Annotated in this window: 11 protein-coding genes; 1 reads left to right on the forward strand and 10 read right to left on the reverse strand. The window is 47.7% G+C overall.

Annotated features, from left to right (window positions below; all coding sequences use genetic code 11):
• Window positions 1-210: 210 nt before the first annotated feature.
• The 10 genes from ACL6C3_RS24730 to ACL6C3_RS24775 form a co-directional block, all read right to left on the reverse strand.
• Window positions 211-894 (reverse strand): HAD family hydrolase, encoded by a 684-nt coding sequence (locus tag ACL6C3_RS24730; RefSeq protein ID WP_413162075.1) that lies wholly within the window; start codon window positions 892-894, stop codon window positions 211-213.
• 144 nt (window positions 895-1,038) lie between these two features.
• Window positions 1,039-1,488 (reverse strand): pentapeptide repeat-containing protein, encoded by a 450-nt coding sequence (locus ACL6C3_RS24735; RefSeq protein ID WP_413162078.1) that lies wholly within the window; start codon window positions 1,486-1,488, stop codon window positions 1,039-1,041.
• Between the two features lie 99 nt (window positions 1,489-1,587).
• The gene (locus tag ACL6C3_RS24740; protein ID WP_413162081.1) at window positions 1,588-3,045 is read right to left on the reverse strand and encodes a dihydrolipoyl dehydrogenase family protein; all 1,458 of its coding nucleotides are present in this window, start codon (window positions 3,043-3,045) and stop codon (window positions 1,588-1,590) included.
• 33 nt (window positions 3,046-3,078) lie between these two features.
• Entirely contained in the window at window positions 3,079-4,164 is a 1,086-nt protein-coding gene (gene cobD / locus ACL6C3_RS24745) for a threonine-phosphate decarboxylase CobD (protein ID WP_413168411.1), read from the reverse strand.
• Window positions 4,164-4,451: an HU family DNA-binding protein gene (locus ACL6C3_RS24750; protein ID WP_413162083.1), complete on the reverse strand. Its 288-nt coding sequence runs from the start codon at window positions 4,449-4,451 to the stop codon at window positions 4,164-4,166. The genes cobD and ACL6C3_RS24750 overlap by 1 nt, the downstream gene beginning before the upstream one ends.
• Before the next feature lie 565 nt (window positions 4,452-5,016).
• The gene (locus tag ACL6C3_RS24755) at window positions 5,017-7,395 is read right to left on the reverse strand and encodes an AMIN domain-containing protein (protein WP_413162085.1); all 2,379 of its coding nucleotides are present in this window, start codon (window positions 7,393-7,395) and stop codon (window positions 5,017-5,019) included.
• A 323-nt stretch (window positions 7,396-7,718) separates the two neighbouring features.
• The gene (locus tag ACL6C3_RS24760) at window positions 7,719-8,534 is read right to left on the reverse strand and encodes a pilus assembly protein PilO (RefSeq protein WP_413162088.1); all 816 of its coding nucleotides are present in this window, start codon (window positions 8,532-8,534) and stop codon (window positions 7,719-7,721) included.
• Entirely contained in the window at window positions 8,531-9,346 is an 816-nt protein-coding gene (locus ACL6C3_RS24765) for a PilN domain-containing protein (protein ID WP_413162091.1), read from the reverse strand. The genes ACL6C3_RS24760 and ACL6C3_RS24765 overlap by 4 nt, the downstream gene beginning before the upstream one ends.
• Window positions 9,347-9,577: 231 nt before the next feature.
• The gene (gene pilM, locus ACL6C3_RS24770; protein ID WP_413162094.1) at window positions 9,578-10,669 is read right to left on the reverse strand and encodes a type IV pilus biogenesis protein PilM; all 1,092 of its coding nucleotides are present in this window, start codon (window positions 10,667-10,669) and stop codon (window positions 9,578-9,580) included.
• A gap of 383 nt (window positions 10,670-11,052) precedes the next feature.
• A complete protein-coding gene (locus tag ACL6C3_RS24775; protein ID WP_413162096.1) occupies window positions 11,053-12,906 on the reverse strand; it encodes a S9 family peptidase in 1,854 nt (617 codons plus the stop codon).
• Between the two features lie 210 nt (window positions 12,907-13,116).
• Between ACL6C3_RS24775 and ACL6C3_RS24780 the strand changes: the two genes are divergently transcribed.
• Entirely contained in the window at window positions 13,117-13,395 is a 279-nt protein-coding gene (locus tag ACL6C3_RS24780; protein WP_413162098.1) for a helix-turn-helix domain-containing protein, read from the forward strand.
• The last annotated feature ends 97 nt before the right edge of the window (window positions 13,396-13,492 follow it).

Consider the following 13,492-nt stretch of genomic DNA (forward strand, 5'->3'; position numbering starts at 1 on the left):
ACCAGTGATAAGTGATAAATGTAAACTGTAAAAACTGGTGACTCTCTTGCAAACTTTGCTCTCGACGGAAACCGCCGGGCCGCAAGTTTGCGCTGGTGACGGGTTCGCTGCTTGCTGACTTGGCGGTTTCCGTATCGGAGCAACTGCCTCACCCGGAGGGTGACTGGTGACTGAAAAACCCGCCCCTACATCATTACGAATAAGTGACTGTTAATCTGTCATTTCTAACACTTCTTCGGTTCCCAACAGCGATTTTATTTTTGCCCACATTTGCAAGTCGTTAAAATCGTTAATAATCTGGGAAGCACCAATGGCTTTTAAAACGGCCGGTTCGTGGGTTGAAGCCACTCCAAACGTATAAATTCCCGCCGCCACCGCCGAACGAATTCCCGAGGGTGAATCTTCAAAAACAATCGCTTCTGAGGGTTGAATTTTCAACTGTTCTAAGGCATATTGATAGGGGGCGGGGTCAGGTTTTCCGGCAATCATATCTTCCCCCAAAACCACAAATTCAAATCGTTCGGTTAAGTTCAAAACTTCCAACATAAATCGAGCGTTTTCGCGGGGTGCGTTGGTGACAACGGCTTTTCTTAGACCTTCTGTTTCGATCCAAGTTAGCATCTCCATTAAACCCGCTAACGCTTCTAATTCTAAGGCGATTTCACGAAAACGAGCTTCTTTATATTCGGCGAGTTCTTCGCCTTCGGTTACGGAAAGTTGGGGAATTAAATCTTGAATAATTTCCGGATTTTGCCGACCGCTAATGTATGTTTTATAGAAGGGATGGTCGATTTCTTGATTGTAAGTTTTTAAGATTTCTTGCCAAATTTTAAAGTGCAGTGGGTCGGTATTAGCTAAAGTTCCATCTAAATCAAATAAAATCGCTTTCAGCATGGTTTGAGTGTGAGGTTGATTGATTTTTATAGTAGGCAACAGCGAACAGGAAATTCTGTCTTTGTCCTAAGCTTCTGGCGACTGCGGCTGACAGTTTACCGTTTAATTCTAGTACAAATTGAACAAATTTAACGGCTTATAGACCTATTTTTGAACCGAACCATCGGGCATAATTGCCTCTTTAAAATCGGCCCCTTTAATTTCGGCTCCTTCGAGTTTAGCAGCATTTAAGTCGGCTTTATTCAAACTGGCATTATTCAGTTTAGCATTGGTCAAAATAGCCCCCCTTAAAAAGGCTCCGGTGAGGTCAGCTTCCGTTAAATTGGCATCGGTTAAATTGGCTTGAGTTAACGCCGCCGAACTCAAATTTGCACCGCTTAAATTGGCTTGACTTAAATCTACATTATCCAATAATGCACCGCTTAAATTCGCCCCTTGTAAGTTAACACCGCTGAGATTAGATCCGTTTAATTTCGCCCCGGATAAGTCCGCCCCTTCCAAGTTTTCTCCGGTTAAATCACAGTCAAAACATTCTTTGGTTTCAGCCAATTTCTCGGCGGGGTTTTCCGATGCGGTTTGACATCCAGTTGCCAAAAAAAGAACACCGATGAATAAAACCGAGAAAAGTTTAAAATTGAACTTTATTTTCAACATGAGAATGCAATCAAAATGTTGTTAGAAATGAACATCTACTCACGATGACCAAGATCGCCGCCAGTGAAACAGATTTTCGATCCAATCTGTTAACAGGGTATTGCACCGACGCCGTTGTTGCAACCAAGCGATCGCCGTTTGTTGGCTCATTTGGGAAAAAGTCGGCCAAACTTGGGGAAGTTGAGCGATCGCGTTGACTTTTAGACCTTGACGAATCGCCAAAGCTATGATATTAATCATCTCGCCGGCTTGCGATCCGACAATAGAAGCCCCTAAAATTTGACCATTTTGATGTCCGATCAACTTACAAAAGCCGACCTTTTCATCTTCAACGATCGCTTTCGGTAAATCTTTAAAATACTCCCGATAAACTAATATTTTATCACCGTAGCGACGTTGAGCTTGAGTTTCCGTTAACCCAACCCTAGCCAACTGCGGTTCAGAAAAAATTGCCCAAGGAACCCCTTGATAATTGACTTTAAAGATCGGCAAGTATAAAGCATTTTTAATCGCAATTTCCGCTTCATAGTTTGCCAGATGAGGATAGGAATATCCGCCCGATAAATTCCCACAAGCATAGATGCGGGAATGGCTCGTTTGCAGTTTTTCATTCAGGCGTAAATATTGACGGTTGAACTCGACTCCAACCCCGTCTAAATTGAAACAATTGAGTTGGGGCTGTTGTCCGGCTGCCAAAATAATTTCATCAACTTCAAGGGCTTTATTTCCGGCTTGAATCCATTTTTTACCCTGAATTTGTCGGGTTTGAGTAACTTCAGTTTGAGTTAAAACTGTAATGCCTTCTGCTTCTAATTGAGCTTGAACTAAAGCCGCAGCTTCGGAATCTTCTTTGGCTAAAATCTGATTATTTTTCACAATCATTGTCACCTTTGAACCGAGTCGCGCAAACGTTTGAGCCAGTTCAGTCCCGCTCGGGTCGCCGCCAACGATCGCCAAATGTTCGGGAATTTCAGGAAGTTTATTAATACTTTCGGCTGTCAAAAATCCCGTTAAAAGCAATCCTTCGATGTCGGGAATTTTCGCTTGAGAACCGGTGGCGAGCAAATAAGTTCGCGCCCGCAAAACTCGCTCGTTAACCACAAAAGCCAGATGAGGCTTGCAGACAAACTCCCCCTGTCCGAAAATCACATCAACCCCCGCATAAGCTAAAATCGGCGGAGAATATTGCTGTTCGAGGTTAGAAACCACAGTATCAACCCACTGCTGAGTTTGTCGCCAGTCGAGGGAAAAAGTCGGCTCACACTCGGGGTTGTCCGCTGTCGGGTCGATACCAAACTGGGGCGCACGCTCAATGTGTCGCACCGCTTGGCTAACAGACCGCAAAGCGTTACTGTGAGCCAAACGCCAACAATAGTCCGTAAAAGAGGGGTTTTGGGGTTCAACGAGGGCAACACGGGCTTGGTTTTGAGTGGCTAAAGCCGCAGCATAGCGTCCGGTTGGACTCCCACCAATTATTACCACGTCGTAGTCAATCATAGGGGAAAAGGGCAAAAGGAGAAGCAGGTGAAATTAGACTGGTGACAAGATATCCGTCAAAGCGGTGAGTAGGCGTTGATTTTCCGCTTCGGTGCGGATAGCGACTCGAAAATAGTGTTGACCGAGTTCGGCAAAGCTGAGACAATCTCGAATTAAAATCCGATGACGTTGCAATAGAGAAAGTTGCAGTTGAGGAACCGGTTGAGAGCAATAGACCAGCAGAAAATTAGCAGCACCCGGATAAGGGCGCAGTCCGGGTAATTCGGCCAAACCCGTCAGCAGTTGAGAACGAGCTTTAATTAACCAGTCCCAAGTGTGCTGTTGAAAAGCGCGATCGCCAAGCACCGCCGCACCGACGGCCGCCGCTAAGACATTAACCGGCCAAGGATCGCGCCACCGTTGCCAGCGATGGAGTCTCGACGGGTGAGCGATGGCGTAACCCAAACGCAGCCCGGGGATACTGTAAAACTTGGTCAGCGATCGCAAAATCACGAGATTTTTGTATTCAGGTACAAGGTCAACGAGGCTTTGTTGATCTTGGGGGGGGAGAAAGTCCATAAACGCTTCATCAACCACCACCAGATCAAACTGTTCGAGGAAAGGAATAAGAACATCCCGCTCAAACAGCCGACCTGTGGGGTTGTGAGGATTGTTGATCAGTAGCCCCCCTCGCTTGTCCAGTCCCGGCGCTGTTAATAACCACTGTCCCTCCCGTTCTGATAAAGGCCATTCAATCACAGAAGCTTGAAAAGCACTCAGCGATCGCCTGTAGTCTCCAAAAGCCGGGGTGGGCAGATAGGTCGCCTGGTGTTGAGCCAGATCCCATCCGGCCCAGGTGAGTAACTCCGCCGCCCCATTCCCCGGTAAAATCCAGTCCGGTTCTAGAGGGGAATGAATTTGACTCAAAGCCTCTCGTAAGACCCGATATTGAGGATCGGGATAGGCTTTCAGATCGCCCAGATGAGTTTGAATGGCTTCTAAGGCTGATTGGGGCGGTCCCCAAGGATTGATACTGGCGGAAAAATCAAGAACGTCCGAGACCGAGCAGCCTGCAATAGAGGCCGCCCAGGAGAGATTTCCACCATGTCCGGGTCTGGCAAGCGATTGGGCCGACACGATTATTCCTCTTTGTGGGGAGCTACCTTTTCTTTAAACAGTTTACCTGCTGAGAAGGCAGGAACCCGAGTGGCGGGAATTTCCATTTTTTCTCCCGTTTTGGGATTTCGGCCTTCGCGAGCTTTGCGTTCGCGAGACTCAAAGGAACCAAAACCCACTAGGGTTACTTTATCGTTGCGCGATACCGCTTCCATAATGGTATCGAGGGCCGCCGTGAGAACCGCATCAGCCTGTTTTTTGGTTACGCTGGCTCGTTCAGCAACAGCATCAACTAAGTCACCTTTATTCATAGAACCTCCTTGTCTGGAAACCCCGCATCACAAGGGATCGGGGCGAAAAATTGATGGCATTTCAAGTGATCAATTGAAATGCAGGACAAAAGAATTATTGCTTCTGTCCCGCCGGACTCTTGACAAAGACTGCCAATCTGCTATTAACTTGTCAAGTGATTCTGATCGCGGATACTCTTTGGATCAAAATTTAACTTCTGATCGCTGTAAGCCTGACAGTATCTCACTTGCAATGACTTATTCTAATGTTTTTAAGCCGAATGTGGATCGATCAAATCTTTAAATTTATATAGATTTCACGTTATTTTCTTATTTTGATCGGATTTGGGCCAAAAAAAACATCCCCAATACCGCACTTGGGGACCGGAGATGGGGTTATCAGTCACCAGTCACCCTCCGGGAACGTCCGTTGCTTCTCGACTATTCCGCCAAGTCAGCACTGCAACACCTGTCACCAGTTATTAGAGTTGTCAGTTTTTAGTGACCAGTACCATGCTACTGATAACTGGTCACTGATAACTGATAACTGATAACTGGTCACTGATCACTGGTCACTGATCACTGTTTATCGGTTGCGTTGTAGCATTTCTCGGGCATCGGGGCTAACGTTGTATTCGTAGCCAAACGGTGCGCGATCGGATTCATCCATAATCATCGGAGTCACCAATACCACCACTTCGGCGCGTCCGGTTTCGCGAGTAGAACTTCTAAATAAAGCCCCAACAATCGGCAAATCGCCCAAGAAGGGAATTTTACTGGCAATCACCCGATCTTGTTCTTGAATAATCCCCGAAACAATTAAAGTCTGACCATCCCGCAACCGAATATTTCCTGAGTCAAAGGAACGTCGGGCGGTTTCTGTGGCAAAGCTACCATCATCGGGTTCAGCTAAGGGAATCCGTTCGGTGATTGCCGTTACCGATGGATTGACTTGCATCGTCACAAATCCGTTATCATCAATCCGGTCAACCAGAATGGTCAGTTCCAAACCCACATCTTCAAAGGTCGGCTGTCTTTCAGTTCGCTGACCGCCATCGGTTTCAATGGTATCAGTATCAATTCGTTTAACGATGTTCTCCACCAGTGAAACCGTCGCTCTTTCCCCTTCCTGCACCAACAAGGTCGGATCGGTGAGAATCTTGGCGTTTTGGTTTTGAATCTGGAACTGTAGGGTTTGCAGGAAACGACGGGGATATTGGAACAGGGGGAAGGTATCAAATTCAACTTCACCCGCATCAAAGGTGCCATCATCATTGCGATCGAACGGATCAAAATCACTAATCCCGACCCGCTCCGAACGACTGGTCACAGGAGAAATCGGTCGTAATGATACCCCTCCTCCGGGTGCGGTTAACGGGGTGGTTGTGGTTCCATCGCGATCGAAGAAAGGTTCTTGGTTTCCAACCGGGAGATTGGGAATAATCGGTCGAGCGTTAATTCCTTGGGTAGACGTCTGGCGATTGGGAGGGTTATAAGACCCAAAGTTGAGAGCGGCGGCCCCCCCGTCATTGACGAAGAAGGTTTGATCGATCCCAAAGGAAAAACTGCTGTTAAACGAATCTTCTCCATTGAGGGTGATATCAATCACCTTCACGTTAACCGCCACTTGACGTCTGCGGAGATCGAGTTGAATCAGTTGAGACGATGCCAGTTCCACCAAGTTGGGCGGCCCGACTAAGGTCAGACTGTTGAGACGGTCATCGACAACCACCTGTAATCCTCGCAGCAGCGGCACGGAGTCCTGAGTTTCCACCCGCAAGGTTTCAACAACCGTTGTCACCTGAGTATCTGTTGTGGTGACGGCTTGGGTGGTTCCGGGAATATTAACCGAGTTGGTACGGGTGACCTGTTGTTCCCGAGTAATCGCCCGTTCTGCCCCCATACTGACCAGGAAAGCCGCAGCTTCTCCGGCGGGAATTTGATTCATTCTGTAGGAACGAACCACCACATCCCGAGCGGTATTGGGCAATTCGCGGCCGACAAAAATGGTATTGCCTTGACGGTTGGCTTCCAGTCCGCTGAGGCGCAAAACGTAGTTAAAAACGTCTTGAACCGATTCATTTTCAATATCGAGGGAAATGGTCAGTTCTTCGACATTGACCTGGTTGCCTCCCCGCCCGGTGGTTTCTCCGACACTCGGGGCAAAAGCAACGTTAAGTCCGGCGGTGCGAGCCAACAATGAAAGAACATCTCGCACTAAAGCATCCCGCAACACCAAACGGGGAATGACTTCTGTTGTGTTTAAGTTAACGGTTTGCAGGGCGGGATTGACGTTAGAAACGGCAATATCTCCGACGGGCGGCGCCACAGCCCGAGGCAGGAAGGGAGGGGTCGGATCGACAGTGCGAGGTATATTGGGAGTCAGTTGGGGATCGGTACTTCTAATCCCCGCATCCGGGATAATTGGCTCTTGTGGAGGTGGAGTGGGTTGTTGGGCTAACGGACTCGGCTCGATCTCGACTTCGGGGTTCGGCACTAAGACATTTGGAGAAGCAGACGAACCCTGAGGCGTCGGAGAACTGGGGGGGACGTTCGCTGTTGTTCCTCCCGAGAGCATACTGATCACAATCCCGCCCGACGCCCCCTGAACGACTCGGGCATCCGGGGAACTGTTGGTTCCGGTGACGATCACCCGCACGCTGGTTGGATCGAGTTGAGTCACCACAATCGAAGCGATTCCTGGGGCGGGATTGTTTTGTTGGAACATCTCCTGACCCATATTTAGCTGCGTGTTGATCACATCAGCGACAAAATCGTTGCCCCGTCTGACAACGAAGACTTCCGGACGTCCGCCCCCTTCTGTTACCAGAACGAGATTCGTCTCACCGTTGTTTTCTACGAGTTGAATGTCTCGAATCACGGTAAATGCAATGGCGGGGGCTTGTACGCTGAGAATAACGGCAGCTACCGAGACTCCTGCTCCCCATCCTAGAACTTGTTTCACGTTCCCTCCTCAACTGGACTGTGGTTATTGCTTAGGATATAAAGGTTCTTGCGTTTATGGTCAATTGTTTATCGTTTAGACTTGATCGGGTGGTGAATTGATTGTATGCGATCGCCATGCACAAGTTACTGGGTCAAAGGTTTTTTTTACTCGATAGAGAATTTAATTAAAGCTAAACTAGCTTGACAGATTAGAACATTTGTCGTAACCTGTCAAGCTTCATCTGTCGAATGGGTATTAAAAATTAATAACCGCGTTCGATGGCGATCGCGGTTAACTGATTAAATCTTGTTAAATCGGATTGAATTTTTCTAGCCTGAGAATTACTGAGCAGGATTTTCGGGATTGGCTGTCGTAGTGTCTGCTGCGGTTGCCGCATCTCGCTGTTCTTGACTTAATGGCATCAACGCACTCAGGGTAAAAGAAGTGGTCAGACGGCGTTGAGGTTGCTCGGTTGCCGGGATAAATTTACCTTGCTTATATTCTCCTTGCCAAACGGGTTTTGATTCCACCAACTCCGTTGATAAGTTTCTCACGACTAACATCGGTTGCATTCGTTCGAGAATAATCAAAAACTGGCGGGTTTGGGCAAAACTCCCTTCAAACTCAACCTCATATCGCCGCCGTCTCAGCTTGCCATCAACCGCCGTCCCTAAAGAACCGTCTTCAACCTTTTCGATACCGGAGGCCGATCCCTGCCCATCTTCGGGTAAAATCGGTTGAAACATAGTAATTCTGGCTTTTTGGTTATCATCTGTTATCCCGGCGTTAATAGTATTGACTTGTTCTTCGATGTCAAACATCAACGTTTCTAGGGTGGCTTCGTCGGCAAACAAAGCCGTTACCGCGGCCCGTCTTTGCTGGGCTTCTGCTAACTCTTGTTCGGCTTCGGCTTTCTTACTGAGCCGTTCTTCTTGCTGTTCAATTTCTGTCTGAGTCGAGGTGATTTGACTGTTAAGTTCATTCCCCTGGGCGATGGTGGGCATGACCAACTTAAAAACCCCAAATCCCGCCAGCAAAATTCCGGCTACGGCAATACCGATACCAATATTTTTCGGCGTGAGGGGAACGCCCATAACGACCGGGCTTGAATCCTCAATTCCTTCTTCGACTACGATAAATTCGTTTGCTGCTGTCATGGTTGAATCACTCCTTTTTGCTGAAGGGTTTGAATCCGATTGACTAATCCAACCGCTCCTTTACTCTTTAACTGGGGAAGCAACTCGGAAGCTTTCGCCTGACTTAAATTCGTTTCAATGGTGTACTCGACGACGGGTTGCAAATCGGGTAATTCGTTGTTGCTGTTGGAAGAATCCGGCACATCCAATTCGGTGGGATTATCTTCCAAGCTAGCCGAGAGCAGTTTGGTTGTGCTGCCATCAAAGAACGGCGATTGATTAATCAACAAAATAAAATCATTCAGTTGAGTAAATGAATTAGCATTTCCGGTAATTTCGAGTTTGGCGGTTTCTTGAGCGGGAGCGGCGGCGGCATCTTCGCCTTTGGCAGAAGTTGCTGGTTTGGCCGGCTCGGGTTCGGTTTGCTCAATGCTGTTAATCTTCACCCCGGCAATTTGCATCAATTCGGCCAGTTCTTGAGTCAAGGCTGACCAGGGTTTGATTTCATTAAAGACGGTGGCCAAGGCATCGGCTTCAGAGTTGGTTTGCTTGGCTTCAGCTTCAATTTTCTCCAGTTCGGCAACCAAGTCATTTTTTTCACCGAGTTGGGCCTGTAAGGCGGTTAACTCGGTTTGTAACTGAGCATTGCGCTGATTAAAGACCAACCACACTCCCCCAACCAAAGCGTTGGCGGCCAAAGCCACCGCCGTACCGATCAGAATGGGGGTGCGATCGACAGCGCTCGTCCGTCCTCCTGCTGAGGCCGGTGTTTTTCGCTCTGCGGGTTTATAGTCGGGACGATCGTTAAGAAAATTAATATCAAGACTGTACATTTCATCAAACCTCTGTGAGGATTTGTTTAGGGCTTGAGGGCATCATTATAAATGTATATTCTAGAGGGGTTTTTCAAAGATTACCTTAGCTCTATGGTAACAACGGCAAGCAATTTTCAGCTTGAGCTAATCGGTCTGCCGACTGTCTATTTTGAGTCCGAATTTCTCTAGCCCGAACAATTGGTCGCTTGTCCATGATAGCGAAATCTCCCACGACTCCCCCACCTGAGATTAACTGACTCGCATTCCCAACCCCAAAGCTACTCCTAAGCTAGCACGTTGTTCGGGCGGAATCTCCTGATCGATTTGTAATGAGAGCATTTCCACCGGATCGACTTGCAGGGCGGGCATGGCTAACCGTTGCATGAAAAAGTCATCGAGTTGTCCAATTGCTGCCCCCGGGCCTGTGAGTAACAGTTGTGCGATCTCTAAACCGTCGCTTTGATTAATATAAAAATCAATGGAACGGCGCAGTTCATCGGCGAGTTCGGAGAGAATTTTAATAATTGCATTCGTCCCCGGATTGGGATCGCTCAATGCTCCCATTGTATCAGTCACGGGCAGGGTCATGGCTTGCAGTTCGCTGACGTCTCTCGACGGGGGCAAATTCATCGCATTGTTGAGGGCGGTTTGTACTTGAAATAACCCGATCGGAATGGTGCGATTAAATTGGGGAACCCCATCGACAACGATCGCCAGTTCTGTACTGTCAAATTCGAGGTCGGCTATGATCGCAGCTTCCGATGACGAAAACTGTTGAAGTTGATTTTTTAAAGTGCGAATCAGCGCAAAACTACTCACTTCTATAACATCTATTTTCAGTTCGGCTTGTTCAAACGTTTCTAAATAAGTATTGGTAACTTCTTTGCGGGTTGCCACTAACAACACCTGCATTTTTTCGATGCCGTCTTCATCAACAAACATCCCCAATTTCTGATAGTCAACGTCGGCTTCTTCCCGAGAAAAAGGCAAATAAAGTCCGGCTTCGGCATTCATATAATCTTTGAGTTCTTCTTCGTTGAGTTCGGCCGGAACTGAAATTAAACGGGTGACGGCTTCCCGTCCGGGGATGGCGGTTGCGACCCGTTTTGTTTTAATATTTTTATCGGCTAACGTAGACTGAATTAACTCCGCCATTGTCGGCGTATCAATAATCTGCCCGTCTTGAACCACATCTTCCGGCACGGGAGTTGAGGCAATATTCACTAATTTTAAATCATTCCCTTTTTTTCGCAGTTCAACGATATGAATTCGTTCCGATGCCAACTCAATCCCAATCCCTGGTTTTTTCCCGGAAAAAAGACCCTTAAAAAAGCTGACCATAGTTGTTATTTTGAACCGTTTTTTTGAGTTTAAATTGGACAAGACGCGCGGGGGCGCGTCTACAGAGAAGTTTTGTAGGAGCGGGTTCTGCGGAAATCTATGTTTCCTACAAATAACCGTGCATTTCCCGCCCCTTTTCAGTCACCGCCTCACCCGTTTTTTCAGTTTTCAGTTATCAGTAACCTCACAATTTATTCTGAGGAGGGGGAGGGTTTATATCAGTTATTTGTGAGTAACAAACATCATTACAGAACCCGCCCCTACCAACCCGACTCTTGAACTTTTGAAGATGATCTCACGACTTCATAAACCCGCCCTCTTTGCCCTTAAATTAAGTAAAAGATTGAACGATACCGGAATGACCGGAAATTTCATTAATCGGTTCAAACCGACCGCCCAAATACTTGGCGAGAAATTCTTCGGCGATCGCATAGAAATGTAACCGATTTTCCGGGGCGGGCGAACCCATGCCCTTCATCGGTATACAAAACGTATTCTACAGGCTTTCCGGCTTGTTTCATCGCTTCAACAATTTGTTCGCTTTCGGGTTGTTTCACCCGAGGATCGTTCGCCCCTTGTCCGATCAACAGAGGTTTTTCAATTCGATCGACAAAAAATAAAGGCGATCGCGACTTCAAAAACTCCTCCTCTGTCTCCAGATTACCCACCCGATGATAAAAATTAGCACGAATGGGTTCCCAATAAGGCGGAATACTCTGCATCAGGGTAATCAAATTACTCGGGCCAACAATATCCACCCCACAAGCAAACACATCGGGGGTAAACGTCAACCCCACCAGCGTGGCATAACCGCCATAAGATCCGCCCATAATCGCTATTTTATCCCGTTGGGCGATATTATTTTCGATCAACCAATTGACGCCATCAATTAAATCATCGTGCATTTTCCCCGCCCATTCCCGGTTGGCCGCATTCACAAAGGCTTTCCCGTAGCCGGTAGACCCCCGGAAATTTAGCTGCAACACCGCATAACCCCGGTTGGCCAACCACTGCGCCTCGGAGTCGTAGCCCCAAACATCTCGCGCCCAGGGTCCGCCATGCACTAACATCACGGCGGGAACCGGTGTAGAAACCCCAACGGGTTTGGTGAGGTAGCCGTGAATGGTTAACCCATCTCGCGCCGCGAAAGACATCGGTTCCATCGGGGCGAGTTGCAAGCCTTCTAACTGGGGTTTGTTGGTAAATAGAAACGTATGACTTTTTGAAGCGCGATCGTAAACGTAATAAGAAACCGGACCGTCATCATCGACAAAACTCACCAACCATTTCTCATCGCTTAAAATGCGGCGAATGCCAAACTCGCCGGGACGAATGGCTTTAATGGCTTCGATGTCGGCTTCAATGTCGGGGTCGAGAATGCGCCACTCTTGCTTATCTTTATAAAAAGAAACCGCTTGCAGTTTGAGTGTAGTCGGGTGGGCGAGGACTCCGCCGACATCATACTCGGGATCTTCGGCGATCGCGGTTTCGGTGCGTGTTGCTAGGTCAAATGCAATTAAACGTTCGGCGTTGGCGTCGTGATTTCCGACAATATACAGGGTGTTGCCGTCGTTGGAAAAGAAATAGGCCCCGCCTTCTTCGTCCGGTCCCCAGTGGCGCAGGGTTTCCCAAGCGCGATCGGGGGTTTCCCGATACAACAAATCATAACCGCCGTCGGGGGTTGTTGCGGTGGCGGCGCGAATTTGTAACTGGCTGTCTGCGGTCCAACTGACTATATTTCCGGGGTTTTCGGTGTAAAATTCGACGGCGCCGGTGTTGAGGTTAACCCGATAAACGTCGAAGACTTGGGGGTTTTTCAGGTTCATCCCCACTAAGATTTCTTCGGGGAAGTTATGATCGAGATCGACGACTTGCGCCAGCACGCCTTGAAATGGCGTTAAGTCGCGGACGATATTAGATTGAATGTCTACTAGATAGAGGTGCCAGTTTTCGTCCCCGTCTGAGTCTTGCGCGTAGATCAGTTTATCGGGGCTATAGGTCCAGAAAAAGGCGCGAATCCCCCGTTTTTTGTCTGCGGTGAGTTGGCGCGCGTCTTCTTGGCCGACGGTTTGCAACCACACCTGAAGCACGTTTTTTTCGTCCGGGGCGATGTAGGCGAGATATTTGCCATCGGGCGATAAAGACGGGCTGGTGCGTTCGGGGTTCCCAAAGAGTATATCGCGGGAAATTAAAGGCGGAAGTTGGGTTTCTGTCTGTTGGGCTGTTGCTGTGGTCATAGGTTTTCTTGGTTGTCACTTTCTCTATTGTGCCTTGAAATACAGTTTCGGGGCGAACGTTGACGGGTTTGGCCAATTTTGGAGGACGGACGGGCGATCGCTTTGAAATTCATCCATTTAGAGGAAGTCACAACCGGAGTCAAGATTAATAATACGAATAGATGGTGTTATACCATTTGTTGATTTTTCGTTTTTGAGGTGGGATTTGTTATGGAAATGATCTGTGCAAATATGAAAGAAAATATTCCTTTTCTGATTTTAACGTTGCGCCAACGTTTGGGTCTTTCTCAAGAAAAATTGGCGGCAAAACTGGGGGTTTCTTTTCAAACCGTTAACCGTTGGGAGCGGGGTCATACTCAACCGTCTCAATTGGCGCTTCATGCGATCAAACAAAAGTTGATTGAGATGGACGAGGACGGGGCTGATTTATTGGATTTGTATTTTCAGCCGGAATCTCATAAAATCTCCGATCATAATTTTAACAATTAAAACGGTAAAATTTGAGGGTGAGTATGATATTTTTTTGGCTTTTTATCGGCATCGGTTCTAAAATGGGTCGGTACCGGCTATTTTTGGAAAAAGCAAA

The organism is Capilliphycus salinus ALCB114379 (assembly GCF_047276495.1).
GTDB lineage: Bacteria > Cyanobacteriota > Cyanobacteriia > Cyanobacteriales > Microcoleaceae > Capilliphycus > Capilliphycus salinus.

Bases quoted from the DNA above. Each gene is read 5' to 3' on its own strand.
- ACL6C3_RS24730 (WP_413162075.1), bottom strand. From the start codon at position 894: ATGCTGAAAGCGATTTTATTTGATTTAGATGGAACTTTAGCTAATACC.
- ACL6C3_RS24740 (WP_413162081.1), bottom strand. From the start codon at position 3,045: ATGATTGACTACGACGTGGTAATAATTGGTGGGAGTCCAACCGGACGC.
- ACL6C3_RS24750 (WP_413162083.1), bottom strand. From the start codon at position 4,451: ATGAATAAAGGTGACTTAGTTGATGCTGTTGCTGAACGAGCCAGCGTA.
- ACL6C3_RS24760 (WP_413162088.1), bottom strand. From the start codon at position 8,534: ATGACAGCAGCAAACGAATTTATCGTAGTCGAAGAAGGAATTGAGGAT.
- ACL6C3_RS24765 (WP_413162091.1), bottom strand. From the start codon at position 9,346: ATGTACAGTCTTGATATTAATTTTCTTAACGATCGTCCCGACTATAAA.
- pilM (WP_413162094.1), bottom strand. From the start codon at position 10,669: ATGGTCAGCTTTTTTAAGGGTCTTTTTTCCGGGAAAAAACCAGGGATT.
- ACL6C3_RS24775 (WP_413162096.1), bottom strand. From the start codon at position 12,906: ATGACCACAGCAACAGCCCAACAGACAGAAACCCAACTTCCGCCTTTA.
- ACL6C3_RS24780 (WP_413162098.1), top strand. From the start codon at position 13,117: ATGGAAATGATCTGTGCAAATATGAAAGAAAATATTCCTTTTCTGATT.